14 protein-coding genes are annotated in these 16,616 nt (G+C 63.0%); 2 read left to right on the forward strand and 12 right to left on the reverse strand.

Translation table 11 applies throughout. The features are described from left to right. Positions 1-177: 177 nt before the first annotated feature. From QFZ36_RS02675 to QFZ36_RS02700, 6 genes are all read right to left on the reverse strand, one after another. Positions 178-900 carry a replication-relaxation family protein gene (locus QFZ36_RS02675; protein ID WP_306633703.1) on the reverse strand — a complete coding sequence of 241 codons (723 nt, stop codon included), beginning with the start codon at positions 898-900 and terminating at the stop codon, positions 178-180. Positions 901-1,013: 113 nt separating this feature from the next. Beyond that, entirely contained in the window at positions 1,014-3,191 is a 2,178-nt protein-coding gene (locus tag QFZ36_RS02680; RefSeq protein WP_306633705.1) for a type IV secretory system conjugative DNA transfer family protein, read from the reverse strand. A 252-nt stretch (positions 3,192-3,443) separates the two neighbouring features. Beyond that, positions 3,444-3,611, reverse strand: coding sequence for a hypothetical protein (locus tag QFZ36_RS02685; RefSeq protein WP_306633707.1), 168 nt, complete (start codon positions 3,609-3,611; stop codon positions 3,444-3,446). Positions 3,612-3,879: 268 nt separating this feature from the next. Then, on the reverse strand, positions 3,880-4,200 hold the full coding sequence (locus QFZ36_RS02690; protein WP_306633709.1) for a hypothetical protein: 321 nt from the start codon (positions 4,198-4,200) through the stop codon (positions 3,880-3,882). Positions 4,201-4,441: 241 nt separating this feature from the next. After that, complete coding sequence (locus QFZ36_RS02695) at positions 4,442-4,753, reverse strand: hypothetical protein (protein WP_306633711.1); 312 nt, start codon at positions 4,751-4,753, stop codon at positions 4,442-4,444. A 611-nt stretch (positions 4,754-5,364) separates the two neighbouring features. Then, a complete protein-coding gene (locus tag QFZ36_RS02700; protein WP_306633713.1) occupies positions 5,365-6,201 on the reverse strand; it encodes an SLBB domain-containing protein in 837 nt (278 codons plus the stop codon). Positions 6,202-6,395: 194 nt separating this feature from the next. Between QFZ36_RS02700 and QFZ36_RS02705 the strand changes: the two genes are divergently transcribed. Then, entirely contained in the window at positions 6,396-6,800 is a 405-nt protein-coding gene (locus tag QFZ36_RS02705; RefSeq protein WP_306633714.1) for a hypothetical protein, read from the forward strand. Positions 6,801-6,860: 60 nt separating this feature from the next. Here the strand turns inward: QFZ36_RS02705 and QFZ36_RS02710 are convergent, their stop codons facing one another. The 4 genes from QFZ36_RS02710 to leuS all read right to left on the reverse strand — a co-directional run bounded on the left by QFZ36_RS02710 (position 6,861) and on the right by leuS (position 11,526). Next, a complete protein-coding gene (locus QFZ36_RS02710) occupies positions 6,861-7,433 on the reverse strand; it encodes a hypothetical protein (protein ID WP_306633716.1) in 573 nt (190 codons plus the stop codon). Then, positions 7,430-7,708, reverse strand: coding sequence for a hypothetical protein (locus QFZ36_RS02715; protein ID WP_306633718.1), 279 nt, complete (start codon positions 7,706-7,708; stop codon positions 7,430-7,432). Before QFZ36_RS02715 ends, QFZ36_RS02710 begins: the two co-directional genes overlap by 4 nt. A gap of 225 nt (positions 7,709-7,933) precedes the next feature. Continuing rightward, a complete protein-coding gene (locus QFZ36_RS02720; protein WP_306633720.1) occupies positions 7,934-8,944 on the reverse strand; it encodes a DegV family protein in 1,011 nt (336 codons plus the stop codon). 53 nt (positions 8,945-8,997) lie between these two features. Then, on the reverse strand, positions 8,998-11,526 hold the full coding sequence (gene leuS, locus QFZ36_RS02725; RefSeq protein WP_306633722.1) for a leucine--tRNA ligase: 2,529 nt from the start codon (positions 11,524-11,526) through the stop codon (positions 8,998-9,000). Positions 11,527-11,818: 292 nt separating this feature from the next. Between leuS and QFZ36_RS02730 the strand changes: the two genes are divergently transcribed. Beyond that, the gene (locus tag QFZ36_RS02730; protein WP_306633724.1) at positions 11,819-14,119 is read left to right on the forward strand and encodes a PEP/pyruvate-binding domain-containing protein; all 2,301 of its coding nucleotides are present in this window, start codon (positions 11,819-11,821) and stop codon (positions 14,117-14,119) included. A gap of 101 nt (positions 14,120-14,220) precedes the next feature. Here QFZ36_RS02730 and glpK read toward each other — a convergent pair whose 3' ends face one another. Further along, complete coding sequence (gene glpK / locus QFZ36_RS02735) at positions 14,221-15,735, reverse strand: glycerol kinase GlpK (RefSeq protein ID WP_306633726.1); 1,515 nt, start codon at positions 15,733-15,735, stop codon at positions 14,221-14,223. Positions 15,736-15,787: 52 nt separating this feature from the next. Continuing rightward, positions 15,788-16,537, reverse strand: coding sequence for an MIP/aquaporin family protein (locus QFZ36_RS02740; RefSeq protein ID WP_306633728.1), 750 nt, complete (start codon positions 16,535-16,537; stop codon positions 15,788-15,790). Positions 16,538-16,616 lie beyond the last annotated feature (79 nt).

The following is a 16,616-nucleotide window of genomic DNA, read 5'->3' on the forward strand; positions in this document are numbered from 1 at the left end:
TCAAACATGGGCATCGGTCGTTAGCCCTCTATGTACCGCTGGAGAATTTCACGAGTGCTGCGTTCGAGGCTCACTCGCAGAGCTGCCACTGTTTCTGCTAGCTCTGGGTGATCCTTCAAAACGCGATTGAATCTCTCCTCGGCCTTGGCCGCAGCTTCCGCCACCTGCTCCGCAAATTCACGCCGTATGCGCGTCCTGTCGTCTTCCATTTCCAACCAGCCTTTCAGCGGCTTCACTGAACAGCACCGTGCTGAACAGGTCCCTCTCCCCCAGCTTGTGAATGATGTCTTCGAGGTATTTCTTCCTGGCTTCATCGGGCACGAGCCACAGCACCAGCGGGAACGCCCGGTCGTCCGGCCAGGCTCCAGAATCAATTGCTTGGATGTAGCGGCGCATCTTCGCCGTCAGCTGGCTCTCCCACTCGACGGAGCCGTCTTGCTCCAAAAAATAGGAAGCTCCGTTCAGTTCCAAGTAGGCGTCAGGCTTGAGTAAGACGTGACCGACGCGCGTATGGCACCAGGGCTCAGTCCGGAAGGTCATGTCTGTCCGTTGAACGTGAACCGACCCATATGGTGAGGATTCGTCATTTCTTCGACATACCTCCAGAAGCCGCACGAACGTTTCCGCTATGTCCAAGGTGTGAGGTTCGGGAGTCCGGGCTTTAGTGGAGGCCAGTTGGTAGACGTACTCCGCAGAGCCGTTGTAAGCCCCCCACATACGCTTCAGGTACCCGAGTTGGGTAAGACGCTTCAAATGCCTACAGGAGCGCACACGTTGGCCGTCAGGGGTACCAGAACGATAGTGGACACGCCGGAGTTGGGAAGTGGTGAGCTGCCGGAATTGGGTGACGGTTTGGAGGACGGACAGTTGAGTAGAAGATAGAGCAGAAAAACTATTCATTTAGAAAGTACCGCCCGCCGTGTAATTAGGCCGCTGACCTGCACAAATAAGGTGTTCAGGTGTGAGTGGAATCAACGCCCCTCGAAACTGACGAATCAACAGGGTGTTCAGTCTCATTGCAACCGCCCAATCTGCGGTCTCTGCTTGGTCTCCGGGGTCTTGTGTCTGGTCAATAGGTCGGCTTCCACTTCTGCCACCGGCCGGCCATATTTCTCTCTGGAGTACTGCACCGCTTCCTGGGCTGCACCAGTGGCTTTCGGCGGGGGTGGGGTCTTTAACGTCACTACTGGGGCATTGCCGCTGCTGCTCATCAGCTTTGCCGCCACTGTGTAGCGCGGGAGGTTCGCCAGGTCGTCGTGGGTCAATGGAGCGAAGGTGGACTGGAGGTTCTTGGCATCCTCATCGGCCAGGCGAAAAACGATTTGGGTCTGGGTGTTCTTGCTCAAGGTCTGCCGGACCTCTTTAGGGAGCTGGTCGGCGTACTGGTTAGCTATCACCATTCCGAGGCCATAGGACCGCGCCAGAGCGAAGGGGTCGGCCTTAGTCGTGTTGAACGCTTCACAGTAGAGCTGGAATTCATCCCCCATGAAGATCGTGGGCCTTGCCTGCTTCTCTTCCCTGGTGCCTTTTCTGCGGAGGGTTGCATCCCAAGCCGCGTCGAAGATGAGCTGGGCAATCGCCGCTGCATTAGTCGCTCCCATATCAGCCTCGCTGAGCGGAACTATCAGAATCTTTTGCTTGGCGATGATTTCGTCAAAGTCCAGGCCATCCTTCTGACTGACAATGTTCTTTATCATCCGAGAGCCCAGGAACGTATCGAGGCGGTTCACAGCTGAGTCCACCGTTAGGTCGGCCTTGTCGTCTAACCAACGCCAATCCTGCAGGAGGTCAGGATGAACCTTCCGGTCGATTCGTCTTACTTGCGCCGACCGATATTCCTTGTTCACCAATAGCTGCCGGACATCGTAGAGGGTCAGACCATTGAGGGCGGCCGTGAATATGGCCAGCCGAAGAACCCGCTGAAGTTGAGGCATTGGAGCGTCCCCATGTACGTTCTTCAGAACGGTCATCACATGAGAGGTAACCCGCTCCGGGTCGCCCCGCAGCACGTTCAATCCGATGGGGTACTCCATATCCAGGCCGTCGAAGTAAATTACGTCCCGTTCTCGGTGAAGCGGAACGGCGCTCAATACGTCCCGAGCCAGGTCACCCTTGGGGTCCACCAAAATGAGCCCCATGTTCCGGTCCATGATCTGCGCCGCCATGTTGTGGAGCAATGTACTTTTGCCAGTACCTGACGGCCCGAGCAACCATGAGTGAACTGTCAGCGCTTTCTCCGGTATGGCGACGCGCCGGTTCTGCATCTTCGGGGTGTTGCTCGTACCGATGATGATTCCTTCACTGTCATGCATCACCGTGGGCGCGATGCGCTTGGCTCGCTTTGAGCCGGAACCATTCAAAGGCCAACCCATGAGGGCGGAGAACTCTTTGGCATTAATGAGGATGGGGAAGCCGGCAGTACTAGCCCGCAGGTTGATGCGCTCCCCCACGTTCGGCATGAGGCGGCGCTGGAAGCGGGCCTGGGGAGCCTCCACGGACTTGAAGACCGACGACAGGTCTTTCACCATGCCCTGGGCGTACTCTCCGGTGGCTCCAAGCCTCGCAATGGCTGAAAAGGTATGGTCGGCCAGTTTGTCCTTATCAGCGGCCTCAGAGGTTCTAGGACGCTGTGGGAAGAGGCACCACTGAAGCACTGTCGCTTCGCCGGGATTCAGGCTTTTGAATTGGGCGTTCATGCTGTGGGAAGTTCCCTGCACGTCAAGGATGCGGAGGGACTTCAGCAGGCTCATGCCGGGCATGGCCAACTCCGTGGCTGCTTGCCACTGCGTTGTGGCAATGGGATCGTCCTCCAGCTCCACTTTCTCCATGGAGCCGTCGATGTGTTCGTAGAACAATTCATCAAGCCGGGCGGCGATCCGCCCCGGGGTGTGGATGAAATAGCGCTCGCCGTTTTGGTCGGCGTATCGTTCGAAGCTCACGGCGTAGATGGGCTGCATGAACTTGGGCTTGGGCAGTCCCGAAAGGCTTCGTATAAAGGCTAGGACTTGCTCATGATTCATCGTGGAAGGGAAAAAACACTCATAACTTCTTCGCTGGCGGTCTGCCAGTCTTTGAGCGGTGTTCATGAGAAGGGCGATACCTCCTACCAGACCAAGTCCGGCGATGGCGAATTGCGAGAATACGACGACTAATTCAGTAAACGTAAATTGGAATTGTATAAGTTGCTCCATGCTTTTATGATGCACTCAAGCAAAGGAAATTGTTATGCCTACAAGCTTCACTCAAGGTGCGTAATGATAAAAGCTAGAGATTCAGACGGCATCTAAGTTTGATTGGCTGATAGCTGAGTAAGGAGCCCCCTGGCATGGTGTCCGTGGTGGACAATCCTTCCAATGGCCAAGGTAAACGTGTCCATGCCTGCTCAGCTACCAGCTCATCAATATATGAAGTCCAACTACGTTTTTTATATGTTTTATATATGTTCACAACCGGGTGGCTCGACTGTAAAAAAGCCAGGCGACCGTCGCGACTACCAAGCCAATCAACAGGAACGGCAGCCAGGGCTGGATGATGGCCGTGAGGATGTTCATCAGGAGCACCACCAGCACCGCGGTCAGTAGCATCGTGCGGACTTCCTTGAGGTACTTCATCCGTACCAATCCCGTTCGCTGTCCTGGAATAGAATCCAGCGCAACTCGAATTCGGCGTCAGACTTGGCCTGTCGTAGTTCCCGCTTGGCCTGACGGAACCTCGCCGGCTCACTCTGGGGCTCCGGGTGTGCCGGCGGATTCAGTAGCCGAGCGGCGAAGATAACGGCTCCTATGAACAGAGCGACCACTACAGCTGCCTGGGGGTTTTGCTCTGCCCCCTCAGCCAGCTTGACGAGGACAAAAATCAGAATCAGCGGGATGGCCCACATCAGGAGTAGCCCTTCATGTACCGGTCCAGGATTTGCGCCGAGTTCGTCATGAGCGTGGCCTCAATGAGGAGGGCTGCCTGTTCTACGCGTGGCCTGGCCATGATGGCTTCTTCCACCTTGCGGTCAAACTCAACGATGGCATCTAAGCCTTCGCTGGCGATGTTGACCGCCTGATGCTGCCGGAACTGGGCAGTCCAAGCCCGGTTCAGCTCGTAGGTTGCAGCTGTGGTGGTGGGGATGATGTCGGCCGGGTAGCTCCGCTGACGGGCCAGCCCGTTGGTCTGCCGCTGTACGCCGAGGTCATATTGTTCGTTGCTCATTGCTCTCTCCTTGGTGTTCACCGGGGTATTTTTTCCGGCTGGTACATCTAAGTCTGAGAGGCACAGGCACTTGCTGTCAGTTTCTGATTTGTCTAAGCGAAGTGGGGAATATGGATGAAGTTTGTTCTCAATCTGGATTAGATTGCCGAGTTTCCGCAAATTGGAAACTCCCCGCCAGCGGCTCGCTGGCGGGGAGTGTCGGGGATATATCTTGTTTTTTTGGGGGCTCAGTTGCTTACTTTCAGGCTGCCTTGCCTTGAGCCTCTTCTGCGTCATTTTCAGACTGCTCTATCAGCCGCCGCGCTATGTAGCGGCAAAGCTTTCGCTCATCACCGTTGGGCTTACGCCACCCATCCACCAACCATCCTCCGCCGAAGTCGTCAATCACTTCCTGGCGTCGCCTCAAGGCGTTCCCCGCATCTATATCCGGGGCGATATTGAAGAGCTTCAGCAGAATGCCGGTGAAGCTCATATTCTTGGGGATGGAAAAACCCGGCCAGATGGGACCGGGTGTCGGTATCTTCTTGAGCTCTTCAAGGAGCCTTCGCTGCATGTATTCGCCTTGACCGATTCGGCTTAGTCCAGATTCGGGGGCCGGTGCGTACAAGCTCCGCAGAGTGGGGTACTTGTACGGTCGCGGGCCGTCTGGAATGATCGGTTGGCCGTGCTCATCCTTCTTGAGGGGTTTCTGGGCTACTAGTTGCTTTGGTCTGGCTCCATCTCCGATTAGTAGTTTCAGTTCATCAGTTAGCTTGGACTCTGTGTTTAGTTTGGTCCATCTTCCGCTGGGTGTGTCCATGGGGGTCGGTTGTCCTCACTTGAGTGGTCTGGGCTCAGGTCGGGGGCGGGGGCTGGATGGTGATCACCAGTGGCCTCCTCCTTTTCTCTAGTCGTGGCGTGGTCTTAGATATAACCGCCACCTCGGGTGAATAATTCGGGAGTATTCCCGTATCGGAGTGTGACGTTAGTCACACTCCTGCGTATTGGTAGCTGGGGGTGGGACTAGCTGGCCCTCCTCTCGGTGGTTGTTTTTCATCGTCACATCGAATCGCCAGTTGTGGGGAAGTACCTCCCGATATCGAGCAGACTTTTTTTCGATCTTTCTCCAGGTGTCCCCCAAGCCTTGGGGCTGTTGTGCGTGTCGAGGCCTCTGGGGCTGCTGTGTCACCTACGTCTGTAGATAATCGTCCAGTCCACGATGCGCTGTGCCAGTACTGGGCCTACCTTCGGCAAGCCAACGAGTTCCTCTACGCCCGCCGTATTCAGGTTGACCTTCGATCCAGGGGATCCCGCACTCCCGTCGGGAGAAGCACCGGCCTCCGGCCCTCCCGGTTCAACGGCATCGTCCGGCACCGGCTCGCCCTGCCGCGGGACAAAGATCTTTTGCCCGTCCTCCACCAAGGCGGCCAGGTTGAGGCGGTCAGGGTCGGCGCCGGGACTTCCTCCTCCCGCGGCTGCAATTGCATCGTGCACCCGGTTCCCTGCCGGTAGCTGCACCACCCCCGGCCGCAGCACTGCACCGGCAACGTGGACCACGACCGTGCCGGCCGAGGTGCCTTCCTGCGTTGCCGACGGTGTTCCGGACTCCGGACCGGCACGGCTCCCGCCTCCGTTCTCCTCACCCGACCCGCCGTCCTCGCTAGCCACGGCAGTGGTTTCGGGGTTGACGCCGTTAAGGGGAAGGATCTGAGGCCGCCCGGACGCCGCCTGCCACCAGAACCAGGCACCGGCAGCGACCGTGAGGATGCCCACGATCACGGCGAGCCGAAAACCCAGGCGCCAGCGGATGGCCGGGCCGACGTCGCGGGATTTGGCGGCATCCTCCCCACTGCGGCCGGTGACATCGCCGCCGTCGGGGCCGTGTGCACCGCGGTATTCGAAGGCAGACTCCCCGTCCTCCCCAAGGAGGAGCCCCCGGGGACTGCTCCCGAGGGTGGCCTGCAGCCGGTTCATGGCGTGGCGCGCCTGCTGACCTGCTGCTCCAGCATCCCGGCGTGACATACAGCCCACGCTAGCGACGGGCGGCACCCCGGCAACAGGGCAGGAACGGGCTATGTGGAAAGGGCGCCGCTACTCGCACCCACACGCCCTCGATCACTACTTCCTGGGGAATATCGAACTCTTGTTCTCCGCGGAATTATGCAGCAGGCGCGGGGCAAGAATCACGACGCCGAAAATCACCGCGGCCCCGCCGCGTGGCTGAAACCGCTGCGGGATATCAGCTGGCCATTGCCGCCGGGCAGGGAGCCGGCATCGGTGCTGAACACCAAGTAGAACTCCCTGTATCGCCGCAGCCGGCTCCCGGGAACTGGAAAGACATGATCGCTTCCTATAAAGCCGAGAACCGGTCGCCAACCTCCAGCCGTTCGCCCCAGGAAAAGGCGCTGGCGGTGTGGTTGCACCGGCGCCGTCAGGCACCAGCAGAGGGATCCCTCTCCCCCGCCTATGCTGATGCCGTCACCGAAACCGCTGCATCCCCCCAGGTCACGGTCACCAGCGCAGGCAGCGGTGATCCGTGCAGCATGCAGTGCGTGACCATGATCGGCTACGTCCAGCTCAGCTCCATCGGCGACCGGGAGGTCATCGGTAACGCCAGCTGATAGAGCTGGGACGAGGCCGGATGAGAAGAAAGCGACCGGGCGTGGAGAAGGTAGACCCGTTCAAACGACCAACGTGGTGGTTCCGCAGGTAAGCCGCAGCTCCCCAGCGGCAGTATTCAGTTGGCAGTTCTGGTCTTTTACTCGAGGCCAACCCGAAAACTCGGGTGCGCTGCGGACCCGTTTGTAGTGGAGCCCGTCGTGCTCGGTGTAAATGTCGACGCTGTCGCCGTCGAAACCATCCTGAGTGATGAGCAGGGAGCGGCCGTCCGCTGCTGTGACCTTCACGGTGTCCCCTATGCCGAATGCGCCCAGAAACGCGAAAAGGAACATTAGGCCGAAGTACGGCACCGCGGCTGCGGCCGCCACCGCAGTTGTCCAGCCGATGATGCGCCGTGGCACTTTCCGCGGAACGCGGCCTATCAGCGCCGGCAGCAGGAGAAACAGGCCGGTGGCACCAGCCAGGAGCGCGGCAATCAAGAACCAGGAGGCGAGGGAGTTAGCGGGTATGCCGATGTAGAGCAGCAGGTCCTCCCGTGCAGCCGCCCGATACGCCGCACTGATGGCGTGGTCTGTACAGGAGGCCAGGGCAGCAACAGTCAGAAGGACGGCGCCCCAGATTTCCCGGCGTTTCACGCTGCCCTCTTCGCTCTGACGTCCCTCGCAACCATCGAGCCCATCGTAAGAATGACTTCCAGGAGCACCATTCCAAGCCAGGTCAGGGCGGTAATTAGGGCGAGTATGAAACCCGCCATGCTGCCGGACAAAAGCATCACCGCGGCCACGACAGGAAGCCCACCGAAGAGGACCCAACGGGTGTAGCGGGTAGCAGGGCTGCCGGCGATGGCCAAGCCCGCGTGAATAAGCCACAGAACCAGGGCGATCGCGGGTGTAAACAGGAAAACGCTCATTACTTACCCCGCGTGCTGTCGCTCATCCAGTGCAGTGGCTGCCCTGCGTCCCCCGACGTCATCGATTCAGCCTACCGTCGCAAGGAGCAAAGCTGCCCGCCGCGTCTCGCGGCTGGTCCTATCCCTGACCTGCTGCTCCAGCATCCCGGCGTGACATACACCCACGCTAGGGACAGGCGGCACCCGGGTAACAGGGCAGGAACGGGCTATGTGGAAAGGGAATCGCTATCCCGCGTCGCCGGCGTCGCTACTCCCACCCACAGCACTGCCGTCGCCCACAATAACGGCAAGGACGCCCAGCCCAGCATGCGCCGCCAGTACGGCGGGAAGGGAACTGATCTGGGCAGGAGGACAGTGCGGCAACGCGGCTGCCAGCCGTCCGGCGAGGCTCTCCGCCTCCACCGGGTTTCCGAAATGGTGGACGGCGAGCCGCACTCCGTCCGGACGGGCCGAAGCGTCAGCGGCCACGATTTCCTCCAGCCGGGCTACGGCCCGGGCAGCAGACCGGACCTTTTCCAGCGGTACGATTTTGCCGCCGTCGACCGCGAGGATGGGTTTGATGGCGAGCATGGTGCCCCACAGCGAGGCTGCGGCCCCGATCCGTCCGCCACGGCGGAGCTGCTCGAGGCTGGGGACGTAGAAATAGACTTTGGTACTGGCTGCCTGGCCCGCCGCGGCAGCGGCCACTGCCCCTGCCCCGGCGCCTTCGGACGCGGCACGCACACTTTCCTGCACCGCCATCCCGAGGGCCATGCCCACAGTTGCGGAGTCGACCACTTCCACGTGAATGCCCACGCGGGCTGCCGCCAGGCGCGCCGCGTCCGCCGTCCCGGACAGGCCGCCCGAAATGTGCACGGAGACAACGGCCTCATAGCCCCGGCGCTGTGCGGCGAGATAGGCCTGCTCAAACTGCCCGGGCGAGGGCCGGGAGGTCTTCACGGAAGTCCCGCTGGCCAAGGCCAGCGCGATCGTCTCCGAGATGTCGTCCTCGCCCTCGCCGTAGATCTCATCGCCCACCATCACCGGCATGGGGATCACGGTCAGGCGCCCGTCACCGCTGAGTCCCGCCGTCCAGTCAGCCGGCAAGGCAGCTGCGGAATCGGTGACCACGGCAGTACGTACGACGACGTCGGGCCGGGCTGCGGCACTGTCCCGCCTGGCAGCGTCCTGCTTGGCGCGCACAGCGGCCAGGCGGCTGCGGATCCAGGGCCAGGCGGCGGGGTCGCGGTTTGGCAAGGGGCCTCCTGGGGTCAAGCAGGCCGCCGGAGGTATCCGGCGGCCTGGTCCGGCTAGGCCGGGACGATGTTGACCAGTTTAGGGGCGCGGACGATGACCGTGCGGATGCCTCGGCCGTCGAGGGCGCGTTGGACGTTGTCCGAGGCCAGCGCCAGTTCCCGCAGCTGGTCCTCGGAGACGTCCGGGGAGACCTCAAGCCTGTCCCGCACCTTGCCCTGGACCTGCACAACGGCAGTGACGGTGTCCTGCACCAGGAGGGAAGCGTCGTGGGCCGGCCACCCTGCGTTGGCCACCGACGCCGGGTGTCCCAGGACGTTCCACATGTCCTCAGCGGTGTAGGGGGCGAAGAGGCTCAGGATCACGGCAACAGCCTCCGCTGCCTCCCGTACTGCCGGGTCGGCACCCCCTGCACCGGAATCGATGGCCTTGCGGGTGGCATTGACCAGCTCCATCAGCTTGGCCACCACCACGTTGAACTTGTTGGCATCCAGCAGTTCGGCCGCGTCGGCGATGGTCCGGTGCGTGACCGACCGCAACGCGCGGTCACCGGTAGCGACGTCCACGCCGGGTCCGCTGGCTACATCCTGGGCGAGGCGCCAGGCACGGGCCAGGAACTTCGCCGAGCCGGACGGCGAAACGTCGGCCCAGTCAACGTCGTCCTCGGGCGGGGACGCGAAGATCATGGTGAGCCGGACAGCGTCCACCCCGTACTTGTCCAGCTGCTCGCCGAGGTCCACGCCGTTGCCCAGCGACTTGCTCATGGCCTTGCCGCCATTGAGCACCTGCCCCTGGTTGAGGAGGGCGCTGAAGGGCTCGTCGGCATCGATCATGCCGAGGTCGTGGATGACCTTGGTGAAGAACCTGGCGTACAGCAGGTGCAGGATGGCGTGCTCGACGCCGCCGACGTACTGGCCCACAGGCATCCAGTCGTTAATCTTGGCCGGGTCAAAGGGGCCCTCCGTGTAGTCCGGGGAAACGAACCGCAGGAAGTACCAGGACGAGTCAACGAACGTGTCCATGGTGTCGGTGTCCCGCTTGGCCGGGCCGTGGCAGTTGGGGCACTCGACGTTGACCCACGCCTCGGCGGCAGCCAGGGGCGAGGTGCCCTTGGGCGACAGGTCCTCGCCGCGCAGGTCTGAAGGCAGCGTGACGGGCAGCTGCTCGTCCGGTACGGGAACCTCACCGCAGGACGGGCAGTGGATGATCGGGATGGGGGTGCCCCAGAAGCGCTGGCGGCTGAGCAGCCAGTCACGCAGGCGGAAGTTCACGAACTTCTCGCCGGTGCCCTGGCGTTCCAGGATGGCAATCGCCGCCGGGATGGCCTCGGCCTTGGGCAGCCCGTCAAGGTCACCGGAGTTGATCAGGGTTCCCTCCCCTGCTGTCGCGGTGCCGGACACCGCAGGGTCCTCTTCGCCGGTATCCAGGACGGCGCGCACGGGCAGGTCGAACTTGCGGGCGAAGTCCAGGTCGCGCTGGTCGTGGGCGGGTACGGCCATGATGGCGCCGGTTCCGTAGTCAGCCAGGACGTAATCGGCTGCCCAGACCGGCAGTTTCTCCCCGTTCAGCGGGTTGATAGCGTACCGGCCGGTGAAGACGCCCGTCTTTTCCCGTTCGGTGGACTGCCGTTCGATCTCCGTGAGCGCCTTGACCTGTTCGCGGTATTCCTCCAGGGCAGCGGCGTGCTCCTCTGTGACGAGCTCGACGGCGAGTGGCGCGTCCGCGGCCACCACAAAGAACGTTGCGCCGTACAGGGTGTCCGGGCGGGTGGTGAAGACCGTCACCTCTTTGGCGGGTTTGCCGCCGTCGGCCTCGATCACGAAGTTGACGTGCGCTCCCTCAGAGCGTCCGATCCAGTTCTTCTGCATCGCCAGGACGCGCTCGGGCCAGTGGCCCCGCAGTTCGTCCATGTCATCGAGCAGGCGGTCCGCGTAGTCGGTGATCTTGAAGTACCACTGGTTGAGGGACTTCTTGGTGACGGTGGTACCGCAGCGCTCGCAGGCACCGTTGACTACCTGCTCGTTGGCCAGCACTGTCTGGTCCTTGGGGCACCAGTTGACCGGTGAGTTCTTCCGGTATGCCAGGCCGCGCTCGTAGAAGCGCTTGAACAGCCACTGGGTCCAGCGGTAGTACCCGGGGTCCGAGGTGTGCAGCCGGCGGGACCAGTCAGCCGAGATGGCGTAGCGCTTGAAGGACGCCGCCTGGGTGTCGATGTTGGCGTAGGTCCACTCGCTGGGGTGGGCGTTGCGCTTGATGGCGGCGTTCTCGGCAGGCAGGCCGAAGGAGTCCCAGCCGATCGGGTGCAGGACATCGAAGCCCTGCTGGCGGAGGTAGCGGGCCACCACGTCGCCCATGGCGAACGCTTCCGCGTGGCCCATGTGCAGGTCGCCGGACGGGTACGGGAACATGTCCAGCACGTAGCGCCGCTCCCGGGACCCGTCGTCGGCAGGTGTGAAAACCTTGAGGTCCTCCCACACCTGCGGCCACTTGGCCTCCATGGCGGCAAAGCTGTACGTGCCCTCCTCGGGCACGTCCGCCTGCACTGTTGCTGCTGTTCCGGTCTCTGTCTCCGGCTGAACGCCCACTGCTGCCCTCTTCTGTTCTGTTACGGCATCTGTGCTGCCATAACGGCCTGATCCTCCTGCTGCCGGCCCGGGAAATACGCCCGGACACACAAAAGCCCCTCGCCAGGGAGGGGCTGCCGCACGGTGATCCGTTGTTCCGGACGCCGGGCGGCTAACTAAGCAGAAGGATCGCACGCATAAAACCACTTTAGCGCACACTGCGGCCCGGCTGACCTTCGGGCCTGTACCCGCCCACGCGGACTTAACTAGACTTGGGCCAGGCCGCCCGGCCCCGGATCCGGCAGGTGACTCCATGAGTGACGATACGGGTACTGACGCAGGTCATGACCTGCCTTTCCCTCCGCTCGGCGGGCCCCCCGCACTGGACCGGGAAGTAACAGGCGGCAAGGCGTCGGCACTGTCAGCGCTGCTCGCGGCAGGCTTCCCCGTGCCGCCAGGATTCGTCATCACCCGCGCAGCGATGCTGGACGGTCGCGGGCGGGACGACTGGGCGATGCGCCTGCAGGCTGCCGCCCGTGCCGCCGGCCCCGGCCCGTACGCGGTGCGCTCCTCGGCGGCCGCCGAAGATCTTCCGGGTGCTTCCTATGCCGGGATGTATGACAGCTACCTGGGCGTCGACGCCGATGGACTTGCTTCGGCAGTGACCCGCTGCTTCGAATCCGCGGAATCCGACCGGGTCCTGGCCTACCAGGAGTCCCACGAAAATAATGACGCCGGGAAGATGCCGGGCACCGGCGGAATGGCAGTCCTGGTTCAGCAGATGGTGGATGCTGCAGCCGCCGGCGTGGCGTTCACAGCCAACCCCCTGACCGGGGCCCGCGACGAGACCGTGGTCTCCGCCGTCGTCGGGCTTGGGGAGAACCTCGTGGGAGGGTCGGAAAGCGGCGAGGAGTGGCTTGCGCGCGGCGGACTGGTCAGCCGGCGGCGCGGTGCCAAAGCGGTCCTGACGAAGGAAAGCGCGACGACGGTGGCCGCCGCCGCACGGGACGTCGCCACGCATTTTGGTACGCCGCAGGATGTTGAATGGGCACTGGACGCCTCCGGCCATGTCCATATCCTCCAGGCCCGCCCCATGACGGCAGTTCCGGAACCGGTCATGTGGGAGCCGCCGGGGAAAGGCGTCTGGCTCCGGAACTTCCGGTTGGGCGAATGGTTGCCCGAACCTGTGACACCGCTGTTCATGGACTGGATTGTGCCGCTTATCGATACCGGGTACCACCAGGCGGTCACTCGTTCCGCCGGCATCAGCATCCCTATGGGACATGGGGCGGTCAACGGCTGGTACTACCTTGCCCCGCCTGGCCCGATGGCACTCCCCCATCTTCTGTTCGGCGGCAGCCTGCGCCCGCTGCCCTATATCTTCAACTCCGTGCTCCGCCCCATGGTGGATCCGGCCGGAGCCGACCGTGCAGTGCTTCGCAGCCTGGAGCACGAATGGCGGAATGTGTGCCTCACTCGCTACCGGGAGCTGGCAGGGGCACAGGGCATCGACGTCGGAACGGCCGACCTGCCCCAGCTCACCTCCGTGGTTGAGCAGGTAGCCCGGGCAGCAGGCGAATACCTCTGGTACTTCTCCGCGGCAGGTGGTGCCGCCTGGAAGATGGAGGCGGTGCTGGCCAGGTTCTGGCGCAGGCACCTGGCCGCTGCCCTGGCCGAGGGGCAGCGGGACGCGCCGGAAACCGAGGGCTACCAGGTGCTCCTCGGTGGACTCCTGCCGACGCTCCCGGCACAGGTACCGCACGCCGTCTTCAGTTTGGACTGGTACCACCCAACGGCGGGCGAAGAACAGCAGGGGCAAGGTAAGGGAGTTGGAGTGGGGCGCGGGGAGGGTGCGCCGGCTGCCCCAGCAAGGGCAATGGAACGGCGCCACGCAGCGGAGGCCGCCTGCCGGAAAGTGCTGCGGGGCACCCGCCACCTGCGCCGTTTCGACACGCTCCTGGCCGTCGCACAGCACTACGCAAGGCTGCGGGAGGACCAGGCGCGCGACTTCACCCTGGGCTGGCCGCTACTGCGCCGGTGCGCCGCGCGAATGGGAATGCTCCTGCAGCAGTCAGGCGTCATCGCAAGCCCGGATGACGTCCACTTCCTGACCCGGGCCGATCTTCGCACCGGCGCGCCAGCCCAGCATGCTGTTGTGGGTCAGCGCCGCCAGGAATGGCTGCGGCAGCGGAAGCTCGACGCGCCGCTTACGCTCGGCACACTTCCCATCCTGGGAAACGCCTTTGACCGCCTGGCGGATGCCGCACGCAGTACACGCACCGCGCCCCCGGGATCCCTTCGTGGCCACCCGGCCAGTCCTGGCCGTGCCCGTGGACATGTGCGGATAGTGGATGGTCCAGCGGATTTTTCGGACTTCCAGCCGGGCGAAGTGCTCGTGGCCAAGGCAACGGCACCGGCGTGGACCCCGCTGTTCGCGTCCGCGGCGGCCGTGGTCACGGACACGGGCAACCTCGCCGCCCACGCCTCCCTCGTAGCCCGCGAGTACGGCATCCCCGCGGTGGTGGGGACCGGCAACGCCACCCGGCTCCTCCACACAGGGCAACTGGTCACAGTAGACGGCAACGCAGGAACAATAGAACTCCACGAGGACTGACGCTGATTAAGCCGAAAGAGGGGCCGATGACTCCCCGCCATGGTGTGGTGGGCACCGCGGAGCGGGCGGGCGGGAGTCATCGGCCCCTCTCCTGACAGGACCTACCGAACGTCCTCGTCGACCCAATCCATGGACTTGGTGACGGCCTTCTTCCAGAGCCGCATCTGGCGGTCCTGTTCGGCCTGGTCCATCTGGGGTTCCCAGCGCTTGTCCTCGGACCAGTTGGCCGAGCACTCGCCCAGGTCCTTCCAGAAGCCGACGGCGAGGCCGGCCGCGTAGGCGGCACCGAGGGCGGTGGTTTCAACCACCTTCGGCCTGATCACCGGCACGCCAAGGATGTCCGCCTGGAACTGCATGAGGGCGTCGTTAGCTACCATGCCGCCGTCGACCTTCAACTCCGAAAGCGGAACGCCGGAGTCGGCGTTGACTGCGTCCAGCACCTCGCGGGTCTGGAAAGCGGTGGCTTCCAGGGCTGCCCGGGCAATGTGGTTCTTGTTGACGAAGCGCGTGAGGCCCACGATTGCGCCACGGGCATCCGAACGCCAGTACGGCGCGAAGAGTCCCGAGAAGGCGGGGACGATGTACACCCCGCCGTTGTCCTTCACGGACGCGGCGAGCGTTTCAACTTCGGGGGCGCTGTTGATCATGCCGAGGTTGTCGCGCAGCCACTGGATCAGCGAGCCGGTGACTGCGATGGAGCCTTCCAGGGCGTAGTGCGGCGCGGCGTCGCCGAGCTTGTAGCCCACCGTGGTCAGCAGCCCGTTCTTCGAGTGGACGATTTCCTCACCGGTGTTGAAGATCAGGAAGCAGCCGGTTCCGTAGGTGTTCTTGGCTTCGCCTGTCTCGAAGGCGGCCTGGCCGAAGGTGGCTGCCTGCTGGTCCCCGAGGATGCCCGCGACCGGCACCTCGCGGAGAAGCTGGGAGGTGTGGACCGTGCCGTAAACCTCGGACGAGGACCTGATCTCCGGCATCATGCTCCGCGGAACGCCGAAGATGCCCAGGATTTCGTCGTCCCACTGGAGCGTTTCCAGATCCATAAACAGAGTGCGCGAGGCATTGGTCACATCGGTGACGTGGACGCCCCCGTCCACGCCGCCGGTGAGGTTCCAGAGGACCCAGGCGTCGGTGTTGCCGAACACGAGGTTCCCGGCTTCGGCTTTGGCACGCGCGCCGTCAACATTGTCCAAAACCCACTTGATCTTGGTACCCGAAAAGTAGGTGGCAAGCGGCAGGCCGACCTTCTCCTTGAACCGGTCCGCGCCGCCGTCCCTGGCCAGTTCATTCACAATGTCCTGCGTGCGGGTGTCCTGCCAGACAATGGCGTTGTAGACGGCCTCGCCGGTGGTTTTGTCCCACACCACGGCCGTTTCCCGCTGGTTGGTGATTCCGACGGCGGCAATATCGTGCCGCGTCAGGTTCGCCTTGGAGAGGGCGGAGGCGATGACCTCGCGGGTGTTGTTCCAGATTTCGGCAGGGTTGTGCTCCACCCAGCCGGCCTTCGGGAAGATCTGTTCATGCTCCATCTGCCCTGAGGAGACGATGGCGCCGCTGTGGTTGAAGATGATGGCGCGGGTGCTGGTGGTGCCCTGGTCAATGGCGATTACGTACTGGTTCATGATGACGTCCTTGTCTGTAACGGTACTTTTGGATCAGTGGCTGGGTAGGTGGTCAGGCAGCTGCTGAGGCGATGATGGGAACCAGCCGGGCTATGAGCCCGCCCAGGGCGCCGCCCACGAGCGGGCCAACAACCGGAATCCATGAGTAGCCCCAGTCGCTGGAGCCCTTGCCCTTGATGGGAAGCAGGGCGTGGGCGATGCGCGGGCCGAGGTCGCGGGCAGGGTTGATGGCGTAGCCGGTGGGGCCGCCCAGGGAAACGCCGATGCCGACGACGAGGAGGGCCACGGCGAGCGGCCCGAGGCCGGATGGGGTTCCGCCGAAGGTCAGGATGACGAACACCAGGACAAAGGTGCCAATGATCTCTGTGACCAGGTTCCAGGAGCTGGTACGGATCGCCGGGCCGGTGGAGAAAACTGCCAGCTTGCTGGCGGCTTCCTCTTCGGCGTCGAAATGCTGCTTGTAGGCGAGCCAGCAGACGACGGCACCGAGGAACGCACCCAGCATTTCCCCACCGAGATAGGTCAGCGTGGACGCGAAATCAACGGGAACGTCCGGCGCATATTCCTTATTTCCCTTCGCCAGGAAACCAAGCGTCACGGCGGGGTTCAGGTGTGATCCCGACTTCGCGGCCACATAGACACCCGCGAAGACAGCAACACCCCATCCCCAGGTGACCATCAGGAACCCGCCGCTGTTGCCTTTTGTGCCCCGCAGGGCGACGTTGGCCACGACGCCGCAACCCAGCAGGGTGAGCATCGCCGTTCCGAAGACTTCGGAAAGGAAAACAATTCCAAGAGACATCTTTGACTCTCCTTATTTTCTGTTGTCAGTCCTTCGCGGGTTGAAGGACCGTTTGCCGGGGCGGGTTGGCGCCCCGGCC

Origin of the sequence: Pseudarthrobacter siccitolerans, assembly GCF_030823375.1 — a bacterium.
GTDB lineage: Bacteria > Actinomycetota > Actinomycetes > Actinomycetales > Micrococcaceae > Arthrobacter > Arthrobacter siccitolerans_A.

What these genes read in the sequence shown, in the direction of transcription:
- QFZ36_RS02740 (WP_306633728.1), bottom strand. Translation starts at nt 16,537, where the DNA reads ATGTCTCTTGGAATTGTTTTCCTTTCCGAAGTCTTCGGAACGGCGATG.
- QFZ36_RS02685 (WP_306633707.1), bottom strand. Translation starts at nt 3,611, where the DNA reads ATGAAGTACCTCAAGGAAGTCCGCACGATGCTACTGACCGCGGTGCTG.
- glpK (WP_306633726.1), bottom strand. Translation starts at nt 15,735, where the DNA reads ATGAACCAGTACGTAATCGCCATTGACCAGGGCACCACCAGCACCCGC.
- QFZ36_RS02695 (WP_306633711.1), bottom strand. Translation starts at nt 4,753, where the DNA reads ATGCAGCGAAGGCTCCTTGAAGAGCTCAAGAAGATACCGACACCCGGT.
- QFZ36_RS02730 (WP_306633724.1), top strand. Translation starts at nt 11,819, where the DNA reads ATGAGTGACGATACGGGTACTGACGCAGGTCATGACCTGCCTTTCCCT.
- QFZ36_RS02680 (WP_306633705.1), bottom strand. Translation starts at nt 3,191, where the DNA reads ATGGAGCAACTTATACAATTCCAATTTACGTTTACTGAATTAGTCGTC.
- QFZ36_RS02690 (WP_306633709.1), bottom strand. Translation starts at nt 4,200, where the DNA reads ATGAGCAACGAACAATATGACCTCGGCGTACAGCGGCAGACCAACGGG.
- QFZ36_RS02675 (WP_306633703.1), bottom strand. Translation starts at nt 900, where the DNA reads ATGAATAGTTTTTCTGCTCTATCTTCTACTCAACTGTCCGTCCTCCAA.
- QFZ36_RS02715 (WP_306633718.1), bottom strand. Translation starts at nt 7,708, where the DNA reads ATGAGCGTTTTCCTGTTTACACCCGCGATCGCCCTGGTTCTGTGGCTT.
- QFZ36_RS02700 (WP_306633713.1), bottom strand. Translation starts at nt 6,201, where the DNA reads ATGTCACGCCGGGATGCTGGAGCAGCAGGTCAGCAGGCGCGCCACGCC.